Origin of the sequence: Staphylococcus sp. FSL W8-1207 (assembly GCF_038003745.1) — a bacterium.
Lineage (GTDB): Bacteria > Bacillota > Bacilli > Staphylococcales > Staphylococcaceae > Staphylococcus > Staphylococcus equorum.
The window spans coordinates 274809-297180 of the sequence record NZ_JBBOPU010000002.1 but is presented as its reverse complement, the minus strand read 5'-3'; the positions used below and the strand labels follow the sequence as shown (position 1 = coordinate 297180).

Genomic DNA, 22372 nt, shown 5'->3' with positions numbered 1-22372 from the left:
ATGCACTATCCTGAACCGATTTCAAAACTTATTGACAGTTTCATGAAACTGCCAGGCATTGGGCCGAAGACCGCTCAACGTCTGGCGTTTCATGTATTAGATATGAAAGAAGACGATGTTGTCCAATTTGCTAAATCTTTAGTGGATGTTAAACGAGAACTTACCTATTGTAGTGAATGTGGACATATAACTGAACAAGATCCATGTTACATTTGCCAAGATAAACAGAGAGATCGCACAATTATTTGTGTAGTTGAAGATGATAAAGATGTCATTGCTATGGAGAAGATGCGTGAATATAAAGGTTTATATCACGTGTTACATGGCTCTATTTCTCCAATGGATGGTATTGGACCAGAGGATATTAATATACCGAGTTTAATTAATCGTTTGAAAGATGAAGAAGTTAAAGAGCTTATCTTAGCGATGAACCCAAACCTAGAAGGTGAATCTACAGCGATGTATATCTCGAGGTTAGTAAAACCGATTGGTGTTACTGTAACGAGATTAGCTCAAGGTCTTTCTGTAGGTGGCGATTTAGAATACGCTGATGAAGTTACATTGTCGAAAGCGATTATGGGCCGAACAGAGATGTAGTATATTATTAAACATATATATGAATGATTAAAGCTACCTATATAGGTAGCTTTAATCATTTGTAAATAAAATTAAAAATATGTAAAAGAATTTAAAGTACGCGTAACAAGTGTGTTCCAATGGTTTGAAGATAGATTTCAGATGTTTACTGGTTATAAAACGAACTTTAATATGAATTATTATAATAAAGTATGCTTATTAGTGTTCAGAGGTTGTTGTGAGCCGGTTAGAGTGTAAATTTTATAGTTGTTAAAAGGTTTTTATGCGTGTATAGTATTACTAGTAGAGCGAAACAACATGACAAACACAAAAAAAGAAATACGAAACACAACGAAAATTAATTTTAAAAAGTTATTGACTTTTCAAGTTATAACCTGTAGAATTAAGTCTTGTGATTAAGAAATGAACATTGAAAACTGAATTGCAATATGTCAACGTTAATTCCGAACACAACATTAAATTGTTGGTTCAAACGTGTTAGAGATAACACACAAATTAGTATTTTATGAGCTAATCAAACATCATAATTCATTTATGGAGAGTTTGATCCTGGCTCAGGATGAACGCTGGCGGCGTGCCTAATACATGCAAGTCGAGCGAACGGATAAGGAGCTTGCTCCTTTGAAGTTAGCGGCGGACGGGTGAGTAACACGTGGGTAACCTACCTATAAGACTGGAATAACTTCGGGAAACCGGAGCTAATGCCGGATAACATTTGGAACCGCATGGTTCTAAAGTAAAAGATGGTTTTGCTATCACTTATAGATGGACCCGCGCCGTATTAGCTAGTTGGTAAGGTAACGGCTTACCAAGGCAACGATACGTAGCCGACCTGAGAGGGTGATCGGCCACACTGGAACTGAGACACGGTCCAGACTCCTACGGGAGGCAGCAGTAGGGAATCTTCCGCAATGGACGAAAGTCTGACGGAGCAACGCCGCGTGAGTGATGAAGGTTTTCGGATCGTAAAACTCTGTTATTAGGGAAGAACAAATGTGTAAGTAACTGTGCACATCTTGACGGTACCTAATCAGAAAGCCACGGCTAACTACGTGCCAGCAGCCGCGGTAATACGTAGGTGGCAAGCGTTATCCGGAATTATTGGGCGTAAAGCGCGCGTAGGCGGTTTCTTAAGTCTGATGTGAAAGCCCACGGCTCAACCGTGGAGGGTCATTGGAAACTGGGAAACTTGAGTACAGAAGAGGAAAGTGGAATTCCATGTGTAGCGGTGAAATGCGCAGAGATATGGAGGAACACCAGTGGCGAAGGCGACTTTCTGGTCTGTAACTGACGCTGATGTGCGAAAGCGTGGGGATCAAACAGGATTAGATACCCTGGTAGTCCACGCCGTAAACGATGAGTGCTAAGTGTTAGGGGGTTTCCGCCCCTTAGTGCTGCAGCTAACGCATTAAGCACTCCGCCTGGGGAGTACGACCGCAAGGTTGAAACTCAAAGGAATTGACGGGGACCCGCACAAGCGGTGGAGCATGTGGTTTAATTCGAAGCAACGCGAAGAACCTTACCAAATCTTGACATCCTTTGAAAACTCTAGAGATAGAGCCTTCCCCTTCGGGGGACAAAGTGACAGGTGGTGCATGGTTGTCGTCAGCTCGTGTCGTGAGATGTTGGGTTAAGTCCCGCAACGAGCGCAACCCTTAAACTTAGTTGCCAGCATTTAGTTGGGCACTCTAGGTTGACTGCCGGTGACAAACCGGAGGAAGGTGGGGATGACGTCAAATCATCATGCCCCTTATGATTTGGGCTACACACGTGCTACAATGGACAATACAAAGGGCAGCTAAACCGCGAGGTCATGCAAATCCCATAAAGTTGTTCTCAGTTCGGATTGTAGTCTGCAACTCGACTACATGAAGCTGGAATCGCTAGTAATCGTAGATCAGCATGCTACGGTGAATACGTTCCCGGGTCTTGTACACACCGCCCGTCACACCACGAGAGTTTGTAACACCCGAAGCCGGTGGAGTAACCATTTATGGAGCTAGCCGTCGAAGGTGGGACAAATGATTGGGGTGAAGTCGTAACAAGGTAGCCGTATCGGAAGGTGCGGCTGGATCACCTCCTTTCTAAGGATATATTCGGAACATCTTCCTTGAGAAGATGAAGAGGAACGACATTGACATATTGCATTCAGTTTTGAATGCTCATTACGAGTATTCATTGCGTTATTTTGTACATTGAAAACTAGATATGTAAGTAAAATTTATGATTTTACCAAGCAAAACCGAGTGAATTAGAGTTTTAAAAAGCTTGAATTCAAAAAAATAGAAATAATCGCTAGTGTTCGAAAGAACACTCACAGATTAATAACATTTTAGGTTTTCAACCGATTTTATCGTGTTGAAGGTCGAAAAGATTAAGTTATTAAGGGCGCACGGTGGATGCCTTGGCACTAGAAGCCTACGAAGGACGTTACTAACGACGATATGCTTTGGGGAGCTGTAAGTAAGCTTTGATCCAGAGATTTCCGAATGGGGAAACCCAACACGAGTTATGTCGTGTTATCGATATGTGAATACATAGCATATCTGAAGGCAGACGCGGGGAACTGAAACATCTTAGTACCCGCAGGAAGAGAAAGAAAAATCGATTCCCTGAGTAGCGGCGAGCGAAACGGGAAGAGCCCAAACCAACGAGCTTGCTTGTTGGGGTTGTAGGACACTCTATACGGAGTTACAAAAGAACAAATTAGACGAATCATCTGGAAAGATGAATCAAAGAAGGTAATAATCCTGTAGTCGAAAGTTTGTTCACTCTTGAGTGGATCCTGAGTACGACGGAACACGAGAAATTCCGTCGGAATCCGGGAGGACCATCTCCCAAGGCTAAATACTCTCTAGTGACCGATAGTGAACCAGTACCGTGAGGGAAAGGTGAAAAGTACCCCGGAAGGGGAGTGAAATAGAACTTGAAACCGTGTGCTTACAAGTAGTCAGAGCCCGTTAATGGGTGATGGCGTGCCTTTTGTAGAATGAACCGGCGAGTTACGATTTGATGCAAGGTTAAGCAGTTAATGTGGAGCCGTAGCGAAAGCGAGTCTGAATAGGGCGTTGAGTATTTGGTCGTAGACCCGAAACCAGGTGATCTACCCATGACCAGGCTGAAGTTCAGGTAACACTGAATGGAGGGCCGAACCGACTTACGTTGAAAAGTGAGCGGATGAGTTGTGGGTAGCGGAGAAATTCCAATCGAACCTGGAGATAGCTGGTTCTCTCCGAAATAGCTTTAGGGCTAGCCTTAAGTAATGATTATTGGAGGTAGAGCACTGTTTGGACGAGGGGCCCTTATCGGGTTACCGAATTCAGACAAACTCCGAATGCCAATCAATTTTATCTTAGGAGTTAGAACGCGGGTGATAAGGTCCGTGTTCGAAAGGGAAACAGCCCAGACCACCAGCTAAGGTCCCAAAATATATGTTAAGTGGAAAAGGATGTGGCGTTGCCCAGACAACTAGTATGTTGGCTTAGAAGCAGCCATCATTTAAAGAGTGCGTAATAGCTCACTAGTCGAGTGACACTGCGCCGAAAATGTACCGGGGCTAAACATATTACCGAAGCTGTGGATTGTCCGTAAGGACAGTGGTAGGAGAGCGTTCTAAGGGCGTTGAAGCATGATCGCAAGGACATGTGGAGCGCTTAGAAGTGAGAATGCCGGTGTGAGTAGCGAAAGACGGGTGAGAATCCCGTCCACCGATTGACTAAGGTTTCCAGAGGAAGGCTCGTCCGCTCTGGGTTAGTCGGGTCCTAAGCTGAGGCCGATAGGCGTAGGCGATGGATAACAGGTTGATATTCCTGTACCACCAAATTTCGTTTTAAGCGATGGGGGGACGCAGTAGGATAGGCGAAGCGTACTATTGGATTGTACGTCCAAGCAATGAGACTGAGTGTTAGGCAAATCCGGCACTCTTAAGGTCAAGTTGTGATGGGGAGAGGAAATTGTTTCCTCGAGTCGTTGATTTCACACTGCCAAGAAAAGCCTCTAGCTAGAATTTTGGTGCCCGTACCGCAAACCGACACAGGTAGTCAAGATGAGAATTCTAAGGTGAGCGAGCGAACTCTCGTTAAGGAACTCGGCAAAATGACCCCGTAACTTCGGGAGAAGGGGTGCTCTTTAGGGTTAACGCCCAGGAGAGCCGCAGTGAATAGGCCCAAGCGACTGTTTATCAAAAACACAGGTCTCTGCTAAACCGTAAGGTGATGTATAGGGGCTGACGCCTGCCCGGTGCTGGAAGGTTAAGAGGAGTGGTTAGCTTCGGCGAAGCTACGAATCGAAGCCCCAGTAAACGGCGGCCGTAACTATAACGGTCCTAAGGTAGCGAAATTCCTTGTCGGGTAAGTTCCGACCCGCACGAAAGGCGTAACGATTTGGGCACTGTCTCAACGAGAGACTCGGTGAAATCATAGTACCTGTGAAGATGCAGGTTACCCGCGACAGGACGGAAAGACCCCGTGGAGCTTTACTGTAGTCTGATATTGAAATTCGGTACAACTTGTACAGGATAGGTAGGAGCCTTTGAAACGTGAGCGCCAGCTTACGTCGAGGCGTTGGTGGGATACTACCCTTGCTGTGTTGGATTTCTAACCCGCACCATTTATCATGGTGGGAGACAGTGTCAGATGGACAGTTTGACTGGGGCGGTCGCCTCCTAAAGAGTAACGGAGGCGCTCAAAGGTTTCCTCAGAATGGTTGGAAATCATTCATAGAGTGTAAAGGCATAAGGAAGCTTGACTGCGAGACTTACAAGTCGAGCAGGGTCGAAAGACGGACTTAGTGATCCGGTGGTTCCGCATGGAAGGGCCATCGCTCAACGGATAAAAGCTACCCCGGGGATAACAGGCTTATCTCCCCCAAGAGTTCACATCGACGGGGAGGTTTGGCACCTCGATGTCGGCTCATCGCATCCTGGGGCTGTAGTCGGTCCCAAGGGTTGGGCTGTTCGCCCATTAAAGCGGTACGCGAGCTGGGTTCAGAACGTCGTGAGACAGTTCGGTCCCTATCCGTCGTGGGCGCAGGAAATTTGAGAGGAGCTGTCCTTAGTACGAGAGGACCGGGATGGACATACCTCTGGTGTACCAGTTGTCGTGCCAACGGCATCGCTGGGTAGCTATGTATGGACGGGATAAGTGCTGAAAGCATCTAAGCATGAAGCCCCCCTCAAGATGAGATTTCCCAACTTCGGTTATAAGATCCCTCAAAGATGATGAGGTTAATAGGTTCGAGGTGGAAGCATAGCGATATGTGGAGCTGACGAATACTAATCGATCGAAGACTTAATCAAATTTAAAAGTGTTTTGTTTGGCATTATCAAATTTTACTTACTATCTAGTTTTGAATGTATAATTTTTTATACAGTTCATTGTCTGGTGACAATGGCAAGGAGGTCACACCTGTTCCCATGCCGAACACAGTAGTTAAGCTCCTTAGCGCCGATGGTAGTCGGACTTACGTTCCGCAAGAGTAGGACGTTGCCAGGCAATTAGGGACCCGAAAGGGTCTCTTTTTTTATGCGCAAAAGGAGCTTAACTTCCAAAAATAGCTGGTTTAAGCCATGAGCACATAAGCTGAAGCTCATGTGTAAGAGTTACTAACCTCAATAAATTGAAAAGTAGAGTTTTTACAGTCAGCGTCATAAGGTACGAGAAGTCGAGACTGAGAGGTTTCTTTTTTATGCAAAAAATAGTGTGGATCTCGTTCCAAGAGATATGAGAATAATTTAAGGATTACAAGAGCACCAGCTCTTGTATAAGAACTACTAATTTCGCAAGCGAAAAAGTGGTTCTTTATAAATTAAAAAGTGGTAGTTTATAGGAATAAAAGAGTTGAAGATTATATTAAACGTGATTTATTTTTGGTTTAGTTAAATAAAGTGTTCAAAAGTTCTAGTTAATGTTTAGTATTTGCTTAATTTACTACTGCATACAGTAAAAAATTTTCGATTATATTATTCAAAATGGCCTGTTAATATACAACTTTTCAACTGGTATAAGAAGTAGGGTGTCATTCCTTTTTGTATGGAATTTCCTTTTGTGAATTTTTAATGCGCAAATATGAATTTATTTAATAGTTCTGATATTCAGAAAATCAAAGACATAGGTTATTTTTACTTGATCTATAGTTTTTAGAAGAATAATTACACCAATATTTTTGGAATTTTTACGTTTATCATTTGGAAGAAATAGAATATATAAATTATAAATTAGAGAATTAGTTTGAAAAACACAGTGAGCAACGATAAAAGAATAGTGAATAATTTTCCGAATAGAGTGATATATAGCTATTTTAGAAAGGGATTAAGCTTCCTTATATTTTGATTTTCTGCATTGAAAGAACTGTAGTTACTAGAGATTCGTCTATAATATAGCCTTAATGAATTATATTTGTTTAATAAATGTAAGTTTTGTAGCGATAGTGTAAATTTTACTGTTGTTAAAAGGTTTTTATGCGTGTATAGTATTACTAGTCGAGCGAAACAAGACGACAAACACAAAAAGAAATACGAAACACAACGAAAATTAATTTTAAAAAGTTATTGACTTTTCAAGTTATAACCTGTAGAATTAAGTCTTGTGATTAAGAAATGAACATTGAAAACTGAATTGCAATATGTCAACGTTAATTCCGAACACAACATTAAATTGTTGGTTCAAACGTGTTAGAGATAACACACAAATTAGTATTTTATGAGCTAATCAAACATCATAATTCATTTATGGAGAGTTTGATCCTGGCTCAGGATGAACGCTGGCGGCGTGCCTAATACATGCAAGTCGAGCGAACGGATAAGGAGCTTGCTCCTTTGAAGTTAGCGGCGGACGGGTGAGTAACACGTGGGTAACCTACCTATAAGACTGGAATAACTTCGGGAAACCGGAGCTAATGCCGGATAACATTTGGAACCGCATGGTTCTAAAGTAAAAGATGGTTTTGCTATCACTTATAGATGGACCCGCGCCGTATTAGCTAGTTGGTAAGGTAACGGCTTACCAAGGCAACGATACGTAGCCGACCTGAGAGGGTGATCGGCCACACTGGAACTGAGACACGGTCCAGACTCCTACGGGAGGCAGCAGTAGGGAATCTTCCGCAATGGACGAAAGTCTGACGGAGCAACGCCGCGTGAGTGATGAAGGTTTTCGGATCGTAAAACTCTGTTATTAGGGAAGAACAAATGTGTAAGTAACTGTGCACATCTTGACGGTACCTAATCAGAAAGCCACGGCTAACTACGTGCCAGCAGCCGCGGTAATACGTAGGTGGCAAGCGTTATCCGGAATTATTGGGCGTAAAGCGCGCGTAGGCGGTTTCTTAAGTCTGATGTGAAAGCCCACGGCTCAACCGTGGAGGGTCATTGGAAACTGGGAAACTTGAGTACAGAAGAGGAAAGTGGAATTCCATGTGTAGCGGTGAAATGCGCAGAGATATGGAGGAACACCAGTGGCGAAGGCGACTTTCTGGTCTGTAACTGACGCTGATGTGCGAAAGCGTGGGGATCAAACAGGATTAGATACCCTGGTAGTCCACGCCGTAAACGATGAGTGCTAAGTGTTAGGGGGTTTCCGCCCCTTAGTGCTGCAGCTAACGCATTAAGCACTCCGCCTGGGGAGTACGACCGCAAGGTTGAAACTCAAAGGAATTGACGGGGACCCGCACAAGCGGTGGAGCATGTGGTTTAATTCGAAGCAACGCGAAGAACCTTACCAAATCTTGACATCCTTTGAAAACTCTAGAGATAGAGCCTTCCCCTTCGGGGGACAAAGTGACAGGTGGTGCATGGTTGTCGTCAGCTCGTGTCGTGAGATGTTGGGTTAAGTCCCGCAACGAGCGCAACCCTTAAACTTAGTTGCCAGCATTTAGTTGGGCACTCTAGGTTGACTGCCGGTGACAAACCGGAGGAAGGTGGGGATGACGTCAAATCATCATGCCCCTTATGATTTGGGCTACACACGTGCTACAATGGACAATACAAAGGGCAGCTAAACCGCGAGGTCATGCAAATCCCATAAAGTTGTTCTCAGTTCGGATTGTAGTCTGCAACTCGACTACATGAAGCTGGAATCGCTAGTAATCGTAGATCAGCATGCTACGGTGAATACGTTCCCGGGTCTTGTACACACCGCCCGTCACACCACGAGAGTTTGTAACACCCGAAGCCGGTGGAGTAACCATTTATGGAGCTAGCCGTCGAAGGTGGGACAAATGATTGGGGTGAAGTCGTAACAAGGTAGCCGTATCGGAAGGTGCGGCTGGATCACCTCCTTTCTAAGGATATATTCGGAACATCTTCCTTGAGAAGATGAAGAGGAACGACATTGACATATTGCATTCAGTTTTGAATGCTCATTACGAGTATTCATTGCGTTATTTTGTACATTGAAAACTAGATATGTAAGTAAAATTTATGATTTTACCAAGCAAAACCGAGTGAATTAGAGTTTTAAAAAGCTTGAATTCAAAAAAATAGAAATAATCGCTAGTGTTCGAAAGAACACTCACAGATTAATAACATTTTAGGTTTTCAACCGATTTTATCGTGTTGAAGGTCGAAAAGATTAAGTTATTAAGGGCGCACGGTGGATGCCTTGGCACTAGAAGCCTACGAAGGACGTTACTAACGACGATATGCTTTGGGGAGCTGTAAGTAAGCTTTGATCCAGAGATTTCCGAATGGGGAAACCCAACACGAGTTATGTCGTGTTATCGATATGTGAATACATAGCATATCTGAAGGCAGACGCGGGGAACTGAAACATCTTAGTACCCGCAGGAAGAGAAAGAAAAATCGATTCCCTGAGTAGCGGCGAGCGAAACGGGAAGAGCCCAAACCAACGAGCTTGCTTGTTGGGGTTGTAGGACACTCTATACGGAGTTACAAAAGAACAAATTAGACGAATCATCTGGAAAGATGAATCAAAGAAGGTAATAATCCTGTAGTCGAAAGTTTGTTCACTCTTGAGTGGATCCTGAGTACGACGGAACACGAGAAATTCCGTCGGAATCCGGGAGGACCATCTCCCAAGGCTAAATACTCTCTAGTGACCGATAGTGAACCAGTACCGTGAGGGAAAGGTGAAAAGTACCCCGGAAGGGGAGTGAAATAGAACTTGAAACCGTGTGCTTACAAGTAGTCAGAGCCCGTTAATGGGTGATGGCGTGCCTTTTGTAGAATGAACCGGCGAGTTACGATTTGATGCAAGGTTAAGCAGTTAATGTGGAGCCGTAGCGAAAGCGAGTCTGAATAGGGCGTTGAGTATTTGGTCGTAGACCCGAAACCAGGTGATCTACCCATGACCAGGCTGAAGTTCAGGTAACACTGAATGGAGGGCCGAACCGACTTACGTTGAAAAGTGAGCGGATGAGTTGTGGGTAGCGGAGAAATTCCAATCGAACCTGGAGATAGCTGGTTCTCTCCGAAATAGCTTTAGGGCTAGCCTTAAGTAATGATTATTGGAGGTAGAGCACTGTTTGGACGAGGGGCCCTTATCGGGTTACCGAATTCAGACAAACTCCGAATGCCAATCAATTTTATCTTAGGAGTTAGAACGCGGGTGATAAGGTCCGTGTTCGAAAGGGAAACAGCCCAGACCACCAGCTAAGGTCCCAAAATATATGTTAAGTGGAAAAGGATGTGGCGTTGCCCAGACAACTAGTATGTTGGCTTAGAAGCAGCCATCATTTAAAGAGTGCGTAATAGCTCACTAGTCGAGTGACACTGCGCCGAAAATGTACCGGGGCTAAACATATTACCGAAGCTGTGGATTGTCCGTAAGGACAGTGGTAGGAGAGCGTTCTAAGGGCGTTGAAGCATGATCGCAAGGACATGTGGAGCGCTTAGAAGTGAGAATGCCGGTGTGAGTAGCGAAAGACGGGTGAGAATCCCGTCCACCGATTGACTAAGGTTTCCAGAGGAAGGCTCGTCCGCTCTGGGTTAGTCGGGTCCTAAGCTGAGGCCGATAGGCGTAGGCGATGGATAACAGGTTGATATTCCTGTACCACCAAATTTCGTTTTAAGCGATGGGGGGACGCAGTAGGATAGGCGAAGCGTACTATTGGATTGTACGTCCAAGCAATGAGACTGAGTGTTAGGCAAATCCGGCACTCTTAAGGTCAAGTTGTGATGGGGAGAGGAAATTGTTTCCTCGAGTCGTTGATTTCACACTGCCAAGAAAAGCCTCTAGCTAGAATTTTGGTGCCCGTACCGCAAACCGACACAGGTAGTCAAGATGAGAATTCTAAGGTGAGCGAGCGAACTCTCGTTAAGGAACTCGGCAAAATGACCCCGTAACTTCGGGAGAAGGGGTGCTCTTTAGGGTTAACGCCCAGGAGAGCCGCAGTGAATAGGCCCAAGCGACTGTTTATCAAAAACACAGGTCTCTGCTAAACCGTAAGGTGATGTATAGGGGCTGACGCCTGCCCGGTGCTGGAAGGTTAAGAGGAGTGGTTAGCTTCGGCGAAGCTACGAATCGAAGCCCCAGTAAACGGCGGCCGTAACTATAACGGTCCTAAGGTAGCGAAATTCCTTGTCGGGTAAGTTCCGACCCGCACGAAAGGCGTAACGATTTGGGCACTGTCTCAACGAGAGACTCGGTGAAATCATAGTACCTGTGAAGATGCAGGTTACCCGCGACAGGACGGAAAGACCCCGTGGAGCTTTACTGTAGTCTGATATTGAAATTCGGTACAACTTGTACAGGATAGGTAGGAGCCTTTGAAACGTGAGCGCCAGCTTACGTCGAGGCGTTGGTGGGATACTACCCTTGCTGTGTTGGATTTCTAACCCGCACCATTTATCATGGTGGGAGACAGTGTCAGATGGACAGTTTGACTGGGGCGGTCGCCTCCTAAAGAGTAACGGAGGCGCTCAAAGGTTTCCTCAGAATGGTTGGAAATCATTCATAGAGTGTAAAGGCATAAGGAAGCTTGACTGCGAGACTTACAAGTCGAGCAGGGTCGAAAGACGGACTTAGTGATCCGGTGGTTCCGCATGGAAGGGCCATCGCTCAACGGATAAAAGCTACCCCGGGGATAACAGGCTTATCTCCCCCAAGAGTTCACATCGACGGGGAGGTTTGGCACCTCGATGTCGGCTCATCGCATCCTGGGGCTGTAGTCGGTCCCAAGGGTTGGGCTGTTCGCCCATTAAAGCGGTACGCGAGCTGGGTTCAGAACGTCGTGAGACAGTTCGGTCCCTATCCGTCGTGGGCGCAGGAAATTTGAGAGGAGCTGTCCTTAGTACGAGAGGACCGGGATGGACATACCTCTGGTGTACCAGTTGTCGTGCCAACGGCATCGCTGGGTAGCTATGTATGGACGGGATAAGTGCTGAAAGCATCTAAGCATGAAGCCCCCCTCAAGATGAGATTTCCCAACTTCGGTTATAAGATCCCTCAAAGATGATGAGGTTAATAGGTTCGAGGTGGAAGCATAGCGATATGTGGAGCTGACGAATACTAATCGATCGAAGACTTAATCAAATTTAAAAGTGTTTTGTTTGGCATTATCAAATTTTACTTACTATCTAGTTTTGAATGTATAATTTTTTATACAGTTCATTGTCTGGTGACAATGGCAAGGAGGTCACACCTGTTCCCATGCCGAACACAGTAGTTAAGCTCCTTAGCGCCGATGGTAGTCGGACTTACGTTCCGCAAGAGTAGGACGTTGCCAGGCAGCATTTAGGATGCGATGAGCCGAGACCGAGAGGTCTCTTTTTTTGTGCGCAAAAGGAGCTTAACTTCCAAAAATAGCTGGTTTAAGCCATGAGCACATAAGCTGAAGCTCATGTGTAAGAACTACTAATCCCAATGATTTTGAGAAGTAGTTCTTTAGAAGCTGACGAACTGAGCGAAAGACGAGACGAGCTTACAAGCGGTAAGTGAGTAAGGGAAATATTAGAATAAGGAGCACTTTACAGGCAATTAGGGACCTAGAAAGGTCTCTTTTTTTATGCGTGAGAAAATTAGTGAAGCCTGTTTAAAGACAAAGTCTTTTATATGCAGTACATTTGGAAATAGAGGCAGGCATGGACAAATACATCTCCTACTGCCTATATGTTAAAATATAATGAACTATGAGATATGAGAGTTGAAATTACTGCTTGAAAAGCGAGGATGCATATGACATTACCATTAACTAATAAACTTAAAAATATACTAAATAGAAATTCGATTTCGATGCATGTACCTGGACATAAAAATATGACAATTGGTTATTTAGAGCAACTAAATTTTAAAATGGATATGACTGAGATTACAGAATTAGATGATTTGCATCATCCTGAAGAAGTGATAGCAGAAAGTATGGAAGGTATAGAGAAACATCCTGATTATGATGCGTATTATTTAGTCAATGGGACTACATCTGGTATTTTATCAGTAGTCCAAGGGTTTTCAGGGCAACATGGACATTATTCTATAGTTCGAAATGCACATAAATCTGTATTTCATGCTTTGGATTTAACATCAGAACAGTGTCAACTATTGGAAATGACAATGAGCAAAAAAACGAACCAATATTTAGGGCCGAATTTGGATACATTGCTTTCTCAAATAGAACAAACTAAATTAGCAATTCTTACATATCCTAATTATTATGGTGAGTGCTTTGATGTATCTATTGCTATCAAAGATCTAAAAGAGCACAATATACCTGTATTAATAGATGAAGCACATGGTGCCCATTTTGATTTGGAAGGTTTTCCCAATTCTACTTTAAATATGGGGGCGGATTATGTGGTGCAATCGTATCATAAGTCATTACCATCACTAACAATGAGTTCTATTATATTTATTCATAAGAATGCACCGAGAAGAGAAAAGGTTATTAAATATTTGTCCTATTTTCAATCTTCAAGCCCGTCCTATTTATTGATGATGAGTTTGGAATTAGCACATCAATTTTATAAAGATTATAATAGTAAACTCTTTTTTAAAAAAAGAGACCAATTAATTCAAGCGTTAAAAGAAATTGGCGCTGAAGTCGTTAAGGTTGAAGATCCTCTGAAATTGAATATACGTTGTAATGGTTATACTGGTTTTGAATTACAAAAGTATTTTGAAACTAAAGATATTTACGTTGAACTTGCTGATGAACATCAGGTATTATTCGTTTTGCCTTTATGGCATAAGGGGGATACCTATCCATTTGATTTATTAATTGAAAGAATACGACAGATTGAGTTGGAAGAGAGAGACACACAAACACCTGATCAGTCAGCGTTTAGGACTGAAGAAGGTACATACCAAGCGGGTGATATAGTTGATACAAAAAGTATCGATATTAGTCATGCTGGATCTAAAGTTTTAGCAACAAATATCGTTCCATATCCTCCTGGCATTCCTGTTATGTTTAAAGGAGAAAAAATTACAGAAAATATGATAGAATTAATGAATTATTGGTATGATAATAATATAAGAGTAGAAGGAATTAAAAATTATAAAATAGAAATTAAGGATGAATAAAATGTCAGCTTTTATAACTTTTGAGGGCCCAGAAGGTTCAGGTAAAACTACAGTCATTCAACAAGTGGCAGAAAGGTTAGAAACAGAGTATGATGTTGTACTCACTAGAGAACCTGGTGGTGTTAAAACTGGAGAGCAAATACGTGAAGTATTACTTGAAGGCGACGATATGGATGAGCGCACAGAAGCCTTATTATTTGCGGCCTCAAGACGTGAACATCTTGTTGGTAAAGTTATACCATCATTAGATGAGGGAAAGATAGTATTATGTGATCGTTATATAGATAGTTCATTAGCTTATCAAGGTTATGCACGGGGTATAGGAATAGAAGAAGTGAAATCTATTAATGAATTTGCTATTAATGGTTTATATCCAGATAGAACCATTTACCTTGATGTGAGCGTAGAGGTAGGTCGTGACCGTATACAAAAAAATCAGCGAAATCAGAATCGTTTAGATCAAGAAGATGTAATATTTCATGAAAAAGTAGTTGAAGGTTATAAGAAAATTATTCATAATGAGTCTAAACGTTTTATTGTGATTGATGCAAATCGAAGTATAGAAGAAGTAGTAAATGCGACGTATGAATCTATCAACAAATACTTAGAAAAATTGTGATATAATATTTGGAAGAGGTGTTTAGTATGAAAATGATTATAGCAATTGTACAAGATCAGGATAGTCAAGAACTGTCGGACAAACTTGTTAAACATAATTTTAGAGCAACAAAACTTGCAACCACTGGTGGATTTTTAAGAGCTGGGAATACTACGTTCTTATCTGGTGTTGAAGATGATCGCGTGGATGAGATGTTGAAAGTTATCAATGATACTTGTGGTAACAGAGAGCAGCTTGTATCACCTATTACACCGATGGGTGGTAGTGCAGATTCTTATATACCGTATCCGGTTGAAGTAGAAGTTGGAGGAGCAACGGTATTTGTAATGCCTGTTGAAACTTTCCATCAATTCTAAAATCATGGTTGCTTAATATAGTAGCCTCTCAAATTACATTTTAGCTAAAAAGATGTGCCTATGGTAATCTTTTGGAATGTTTTTTGTAGAGTAACTATATATAAGCAGCCTTTTTATATAAAGGAGTAACTTTATAATGGACGAACGAGAAAGACTGACGAAAGCCTATCAATCAAATAAATTGTCACATGCTTATTTATTTGAGGGTGATGATGGTCAGACAATGCAACAAGTCGCTATTGATTTTACGAAGCTGATTTTATGTGATCAAGACAATCAATGTCAGTTAAAGGTAGAAACATTTAATCATCCTGATTTTATGTATATATCCTCTGAAGAGAATACAATAAAGAAAGATCAAATAGAACAGTTATTACATCATATGAATCAATTACCAATAGAAGGTGACTATAAAGTATATATTATTGAATCCTTTGAAAAGTTAACCATTCAAGGTGAAAATAGCATTTTGAAATTTTTAGAGGAACCTCCTGAAAATACTATCGCCATCTTATTAACTACGAAGCCTGAACAAATTTTAGACACAATCCATTCGAGATGTCAGCATGTTTATTTTAAACCTATTAATAAAGCTAATTTTATAAATAGATTAGTAGAACGTGATATTTCTCGTCCAGTAGCTGAATTATTAAGTACATATACTACGCAAATTGAAACGGCAGTTACGCTAAACGAAGAAGCAGATTTAATGGCGCTACGTAAAAGTGTCATTAAATGGTGCCAATTACTTTTAACAAATCGACCTATGGCATTGATTGCTATTGTCGATTTATTGAAACAGGCTAAAAATAGAAGGCTACAAATGGTCACATTAGCTGCAGTTAATGGTTTCTTTCAAGATGTTATGCATGCTAAAGTAGGGATGACTGATGATATGATATATCAAGATTTACAAGTCGATGTACAAGAATATACGGAAAAACTAACATATAATCAAATTATTTTGATGTATGATCAAATAACAGAAGCACATAAAAAGTTGAATCAAAATGTGAATCCAACTTTAGTGTTTGAGCAAATCGTAATAAAAGGGGTGAATTAGTTATGCAAAATGTAGTAGGTATTGATTTTCAAAAATCAGGGAAAATGGAATATTATTCGCCTCAACACTTTAATTTAACTGTAGGAGACTGGGTAGTTGTAGAGTCTAAAAGAGGGTTAGAGATGGGTCGTGTAAAATACGAACCTTTAAATGTTGCGGATCAAGATGTAACACTACCATTAAAAGAAATTGTACGTATTTCAACTGAAGAAGATTTAATCAGATATGAACAAAATGAGCAAGCTGCAAAAGAAGCTTTGCAATTGTGTAAAGATACAATACAGCAACAACAATTAGAAATGCGTTTGGTTAACTGTGAATTCACATTAGATAAATCAAAAGTAATATTTAATTTTACTTCAGATGAACGAGTTGATTTTAGAAAACTCGTAAAAGTCTTGGCACAGAAGTTAAAAACACGTATTGAATTAAGACAGATAGGTGTTAGAGACGAAGCAAAATTATTGGGTGGCATTGGGCCATGTGGACGTTCTTTATGTTGTTCAACATTTTTAGGTGATTTTGAACCAGTATCTATAAAAATGGCTAAGGATCAAAACTTATCTTTAAATCCAACTAAAATTTCGGGAGCCTGTGGACGTTTGATGTGTTGTCTCAAGTATGAAAATGATTATTATGAAGAGGCACGTGCACAATTACCTGATGTTGGTGATCCGATTGAAACACCAGAAGGTAACGGTAAAGTGATAGGGTTAAATATTTTAGACATTTCCATGCAAATTAAAGTGGAAGGCCTAGAGCAACCACTTGAATATAAGATGGAAGAATTAGAAACGTTTAATTAGGAGGCCGTTACAACATTGAATCGAAGCGAGATATTTGAAAAGTTAGCACATTTAGAAGAAAATATTAATCAAATCAACGGTGATATGGTTAATTTGAAAAATCTTACTGTCGAACTCATAGAAGAAAATGTAGCCTTACAAATAGAGAATGAAAATCTGAAAACTTTAATAGATAAAGAAGAAAAACCTAAAAAAATAGAAAGCGGTCATAAAGCACAATATAAGCGACCACTTCGCAGTAAAGATAATTTAGCAATGCTTTATAAAGAGGGTTTTCATATTTGTAATGGTGAGTTATTCGGAAAACATAGAAAAGGTGACGACTGTTTATTTTGTTTAGAAGTGCTGAGTGAATAATTAAAGAACGAAATTGCCTATAAAACAATATGGATGAAATGTGATTGAGGATGAGATGTAGCGATAGGCTTGGTTATTAAGCATCGCAGTCTCGTCTTTTTTTTGGAGGATATAATGAATATGCATATGGAAAATGAAAGGTTAGATTTTTTAATTAAAGAAAAACTAGAAATTATTCAAAATGATGATGTGTTTTCTTTTTCAACAGATGCTTTACTACTTGCACATTTCACAAAAGTAAAAAAACAAGATACGATTATGGATTTGTGTTCGGGTAATGGTGTGATACCTTTATTACTTTCTGATAAAGGACAGCAAGCTATAGATGGAATCGAAATACAGCAACAACTTGTAGATATGGCACAACGTAGTATCGTACATAACCATTTAGAAAATAGAATACAGATGCATCATATGGATTTGAAAGAGGCGCACAAACAGTTTAGTCCTGCAAAATATAGCCTTATTACTTGTAATCCGCCTTATTTTAAAGCGAATCAAGCGTTCCAACATCAGAAGGAAGCACATAAGATCGCACGACATGAGATCATGTGTACACTAGAGGATTGTTGTTTTGCAGCCAGACATTTACTGAAACAAGGCGGACGTTTTGTGATGGTACATCGAGCAGAACGTCTTATGGATGTCTTAACCTATATGAGAGCATACCAGATTGAACCCAAGAAACTTCATTTCATCTATAGTAAGCAGGGTAAAGTGGCGCAAACAATTGTTGTTGAAGGTAGAAAAGGCGGTAATCAAGGGTTAGACATTCAAACACCATTTTACATATATAATAATGATGGAACGTATACTAAAGAAATGAGAGAAATATATTATGGATAAACATTATATATACATTGTTAAGTGTAAAGATGGAAGTTTATATACTGGTTATGCAAAAGACATAGAAAAAAGGGTAGAAAAGCATAATAAAGGACAAGGCGCCAAATATACTAAAATAAGACGTCCGGTAGAGTTAGTTTATCAAGAAATGTTTGATACGAAGTCAGAAGCTTTAAAACGAGAATACGAAATAAAAACCTATTCTAGGCAACAAAAATTAGTATTAATAAGCGAGGGATAACTCATGGCGACATTATATTTAGTAGGAACACCTATAGGAAATTTAGCAGATATTACATATAGAGCTGTAGACATTTTAAGATCGGTGGATTTGATTGCTTGTGAAGATACAAGAGTGACTAAAAAGTTATGTGCACATTATGATATACAAGCACCCCTGAAGTCCTATCATGATCACAATAAGGAACAACAAACGGATTACCTAATAGAACAACTGCAGCAGGATGTTAGCATCGCACTTGTATCAGATGCAGGATTGCCATTGATTAGCGATCCCGGTTACGAGCTTGTCGTGGCAGCGAGGGCAAGTGAAATCAGAGTTGAAACGGTGCCAGGCCCTAATGCTGGATTGACGGCACTGATGGCGAGTGGGTTACCATCATTTACTTATACATTTTTAGGGTTTTTGCCACGAAAAGAAAAGCAAAAATTAGATATTTTAGAGCAACGGATGTTTGAAGATAGTACACTGATTATTTATGAGTCCCCACATCGTGTGAAGGAGACGTTGAAAACAATTCAAAAAGTAGATGAAACGCGAAAAGTTTCACTAGGTAGAGAATTAACTAAAAAGTTTGAGCAAATTGTCACAGGAGAAGTTGGAGAATTACTAAACCAACTTAATGAAAATCGTATTCCAACTAAGGGTGAATTTGTCATAGTCATCGAAGGTGCAATAGCTGAAGAAGATACGTCGTGGTTTGAAGATATGTCGATACAAGCACATGTGGATTATTATATAAACGAAAATATGAAACCTAAAGCTGCAATTAAACAAGTTGCTGAAATGCGTCATATGAAGACTGGCGAAGTTTATGATATTTATCATGAGGTTTCCAATAATTAATCCAGGTTGGATTGATAATTCTTAAGATAAAGCTTCTAAGGTAAAGTGAAGAACTTTCATAGGATGAAATCACGTTTAATCAAGAAAAATGAGTTGAAAAACTCCCATAACACGCGTGATTTATGGTAATGTAGACAAGATAGAGATTATTAATCATATTAAAATTTCAGAAGAATTAAGTCATGAAAAGTTCGATATGAATAGTAATCTAATCATATCATTATAAAAGTGGCTAAATTAGAAAATGAAATATAAAACATACATCTGTTTCATTGAGGGAAAAATGAATTTAGATATATTTAAAGCGTAGGAAACGAGGAGGAACATTGATGGCGAAAGAAACATTTTATATCACTACACCAATATATTATCCAAGTGGGAATTTACATATCGGTCACGCATATACAACAACAGCTGGTGATGTAATCGCACGTTATAAAAGAATGCAAGGCTATGATGTTCGATATTTAACAGGTACGGATGAACATGGTCAAAAAATACAGGAAAAAGCACAAAAAGCTGGGAAATCTGAATTAGAATATTTGGATGAAATGATTGCTGGAATTAAAGATTTATGGAATAAATTAGAAGTCTCAAACGATGATTTTATTCGTACAACAGAAGCGCGACATAAAGAAGTGGTGCAACAAATATTTGAACGTTTATTAAAGCAAGAGGATATTTATCTTGGCGAATATGAAGGTTGGTATTCTGTACCAGATGAAACTTATTATACTGAGACGCAATTAGTGGATCCGGTATTTGAAAATGGTGAAATCGTTGGCGGTAAAAGTCCAGACTCTGGTCACGAAGTAGAATTAGTTAAAGAGGAAAGTTATTTCTTCAATTTATCTAAATATACAGACCGTTTATTAGAATTTTACGATGAAAACCCTGATTTTATTCAACCACCTTCACGTAAAAATGAAATGATTAACAATTTCATCAAACCAGGATTAGAAGATTTAGCAGTTTCACGTACGTCATTCGATTGGGGTATTCATGTGAAATCAAATCCTAAACACGTCGTTTACGTGTGGATTGATGCGCTTGTGAACTATATTTCTTCACTAGGTTACTTATCAGATGATGATAGCTTATTCAAAAAATATTGGCCAGCAGATATTCATATCATGGCGAAGGAAATTGTGCGTTTCCACTCAATTATCTGGCCAATCTTGTTGATGGCATTAGATGTTCCACTTCCTAAGAAAGTCTTTGCGCATGGCTGGATACTTATGAAAGATGGCAAAATGAGTAAATCTAAAGGTAACGTGGTCGATCCTAATGTACTTATAGATCGTTATGGTCTAGATGCTACGCGTTATTATTTAATGCGCGAATTACCATTTGGTTCAGATGGTGTCTTCACGCCTGAAGGTTTTGTTGAACGTACAAATTATGATTTAGCAAATGACTTAGGTAATTTAGTGAATCGTACAATTTCTATGGTCAATAAATATTTTGATGGCGAATTACCAGCATATCAAGGTCCAAAACACGAGTTGGATGAAGATATGGAACAAATGGCGATAGACACAGTGAATACATTCCATGAAAATATGGACGATTTACAATTCTCAGTAGCACTTTCAACGGTTTGGAAGTTAATCAGCCGTACTAATAAATATATTGACGAAACATCGCCGTGGGTATTAGCTAAAGATGAAAATCAAAAAGACATGCTAAGTAATGTAATGGCGCATTTAGTAGAAAACATTCGCATTGTAGCAGTGTTATTAAGACCATTCCTTACGCACGCACCAAAACAAATTTTTGAACAGTTGAATATTAATTCACCTGAATTATATGAATTTGATAGCGTGAAACAATATGGTGCCTTAACTGCGCCAATCGTTGTTAGTGATAAACCACAACCAATCTTCCCGCGTTTAGATAGTGATGCAGAAATCGATTATATTAAACAATCTATGCAGCCAGAAAAAGCGGCAGAAGTTTCAGAAGAAACTGAAGAAGAAGTACCTAGTAAGTCGCCAATCGATATCAAAGATTTTGATAAAGTAGAAATTAAAGCTGCTACGATTACAGATGCTGAGCAAGTTAAAAAATCTGATAAATTATTGAAAATCCAAGTTGATTTAGATAGTGAACACCGTCAAATCGTCTCTGGTATTGCAAAATACTATCAACCAGAAGATATTATAGGTAAAAAAGTTGCAGTTGTAACAAATTTAAAACCTGCTAAATTGATGGGTAGAAAATCAGAAGGTATGATTTTATCTGCTGAAAAAGATGGTGTACTGACACTTGTAAGTTTACCAAGCGCAATTCCAAATGGTGCAATAATTAAGTAATCACAAATTAAGGGAGCGGTATAACATGCTTATTGATACACATGTTCATTTAAATGCAGAACAATATGATGAAGATTTAGAAGCGGTCATTGAACGTGCAAGAGACAACGGTGTAGATCGAATGTTTGTTGTTGGATTTGATACACCAACAGTCGAACGTACGATGGAACTGATTGACCAATACGAATTTATCTATGGCATTATTGGATGGCACCCTGTAGATGCGGTTGATTGCACAGAAGAACGGTTAGAATGGATAGAAAAGCTTGCAGAACACCCTAAAGTGATTGGCATAGGTGAGACGGGATTAGATTATCATTGGGACAAGTCGCCGAAAGATGTACAACAAGCATTATTTAGAAAACAAATCGCATTGGCTAAACGCGTCAATTTACCAATTATTATTCACAATAGGGAAGCAACGCAAGATTGTATAGATATTCTTAAAGAGGAACATGCGGAAGAAATTGGTGGTATCATGCACAGTTTCAGCGCTTCTCCTGAAATTGCGGATGATGTAATTAATAAATTGAATTTCTATGTATCTTTAGGTGGTCCAGTCACTTTTAAAAATGCGAAACAACCTAAAGAAGTAGCAAAGCATGTTCCATTTGATCGATTATTAGTTGAAACGGATGCACCATTCTTATCACCACATCCTTATAGAGGCAAAAGAAATGAACCTGTTCGTGTGACATTGGTTGCAGAACAAATTGCTGAATTACGCGGTGTGAGCTATGAGGAAGTATGCAAGCAAACAACTGAAAATGCAGAACAATTGTTTAAATTAAAAGGATAGACACATTACAAAAAAGGTATCGGTCTGAAATAGGGCTTAGTTCATAGAGTAA

12 protein-coding genes and 6 rRNA genes are annotated in these 22372 nt (G+C 40.1%); all 18 read left to right on the top strand.

Going from position 1 to position 22372, the window contains the following annotated elements:
• On the top strand, positions 1 to 597 hold the full coding sequence (gene recR / locus NSR03_RS11090; protein ID WP_002505985.1) for a recombination mediator RecR: 597 nt from the start codon (positions 1 to 3) through the stop codon (positions 595 to 597).
• A gap of 531 nt (positions 598 to 1128) precedes the next feature.
• Positions 1129 to 2681, top strand: a 16S ribosomal RNA gene (locus NSR03_RS11085).
• A gap of 288 nt (positions 2682 to 2969) precedes the next feature.
• Positions 2970 to 5893 (top strand): 23S ribosomal RNA (locus tag NSR03_RS11080).
• Between the two features lie 81 nt (positions 5894 to 5974).
• A 5S ribosomal RNA gene (rrf, locus tag NSR03_RS11075) occupies positions 5975 to 6089 on the top strand.
• A 1232-nt stretch (positions 6090 to 7321) separates the two neighbouring features.
• Positions 7322 to 8874 (top strand): 16S ribosomal RNA (locus NSR03_RS11070).
• Between the two features lie 288 nt (positions 8875 to 9162).
• Positions 9163 to 12086 (top strand): 23S ribosomal RNA (locus NSR03_RS11065).
• An 81-nt stretch (positions 12087 to 12167) separates the two neighbouring features.
• A 5S ribosomal RNA gene (rrf, locus tag NSR03_RS11060) occupies positions 12168 to 12282 on the top strand.
• The 16S, 23S and 5S rRNA genes sit together here, the layout of an rRNA operon.
• Before the next feature lie 446 nt (positions 12283 to 12728).
• On the top strand, positions 12729 to 14072 hold the full coding sequence (locus NSR03_RS11055) for an Orn/Lys/Arg family decarboxylase (protein WP_021339912.1): 1344 nt from the start codon (positions 12729 to 12731) through the stop codon (positions 14070 to 14072).
• A 1-nt stretch (position 14073) separates the two neighbouring features.
• Positions 14074 to 14691 carry a dTMP kinase gene (gene tmk / locus NSR03_RS11050; RefSeq protein WP_021339911.1) on the top strand — a complete coding sequence of 206 codons (618 nt, stop codon included), beginning with the start codon at positions 14074 to 14076 and terminating at the stop codon, positions 14689 to 14691.
• 26 nt (positions 14692 to 14717) lie between these two features.
• The gene (locus NSR03_RS11045; RefSeq protein ID WP_002508726.1) at positions 14718 to 15047 is read left to right on the top strand and encodes a cyclic-di-AMP receptor; all 330 of its coding nucleotides are present in this window, start codon (positions 14718 to 14720) and stop codon (positions 15045 to 15047) included.
• Between the two features lie 136 nt (positions 15048 to 15183).
• Complete coding sequence (locus tag NSR03_RS11040; protein ID WP_021339910.1) at positions 15184 to 16110, top strand: DNA polymerase III subunit delta' C-terminal domain-containing protein; 927 nt, start codon at positions 15184 to 15186, stop codon at positions 16108 to 16110.
• Positions 16111 to 16112: 2 nt separating this feature from the next.
• Positions 16113 to 16916 (top strand): PSP1 domain-containing protein, encoded by an 804-nt coding sequence (locus NSR03_RS11035; protein ID WP_002512536.1) that lies wholly within the window; start codon positions 16113 to 16115, stop codon positions 16914 to 16916.
• Positions 16917 to 16931: 15 nt separating this feature from the next.
• Entirely contained in the window at positions 16932 to 17273 is a 342-nt protein-coding gene (gene yabA, locus NSR03_RS11030) for a DNA replication initiation control protein YabA (protein WP_002508729.1), read from the top strand.
• Between the two features lie 120 nt (positions 17274 to 17393).
• Complete coding sequence (locus NSR03_RS11025) at positions 17394 to 18119, top strand: tRNA1(Val) (adenine(37)-N6)-methyltransferase (protein ID WP_002512535.1); 726 nt, start codon at positions 17394 to 17396, stop codon at positions 18117 to 18119.
• Complete coding sequence (locus tag NSR03_RS11020; RefSeq protein WP_002508731.1) at positions 18112 to 18360, top strand: GIY-YIG nuclease family protein; 249 nt, start codon at positions 18112 to 18114, stop codon at positions 18358 to 18360. The genes NSR03_RS11025 and NSR03_RS11020 overlap by 8 nt, the downstream gene beginning before the upstream one ends.
• 3 nt (positions 18361 to 18363) lie before the next feature.
• Entirely contained in the window at positions 18364 to 19206 is an 843-nt protein-coding gene (rsmI, locus tag NSR03_RS11015; RefSeq protein ID WP_002508732.1) for a 16S rRNA (cytidine(1402)-2'-O)-methyltransferase, read from the top strand.
• A gap of 329 nt (positions 19207 to 19535) precedes the next feature.
• Positions 19536 to 21521 carry a methionine--tRNA ligase gene (gene metG, locus NSR03_RS11010; RefSeq protein ID WP_021339908.1) on the top strand — a complete coding sequence of 662 codons (1986 nt, stop codon included), beginning with the start codon at positions 19536 to 19538 and terminating at the stop codon, positions 21519 to 21521.
• A gap of 25 nt (positions 21522 to 21546) precedes the next feature.
• Positions 21547 to 22320, top strand: coding sequence for a TatD family hydrolase (locus tag NSR03_RS11005; protein WP_002508734.1), 774 nt, complete (start codon positions 21547 to 21549; stop codon positions 22318 to 22320).
• The last annotated feature ends 52 nt before the right edge of the window (positions 22321 to 22372 follow it).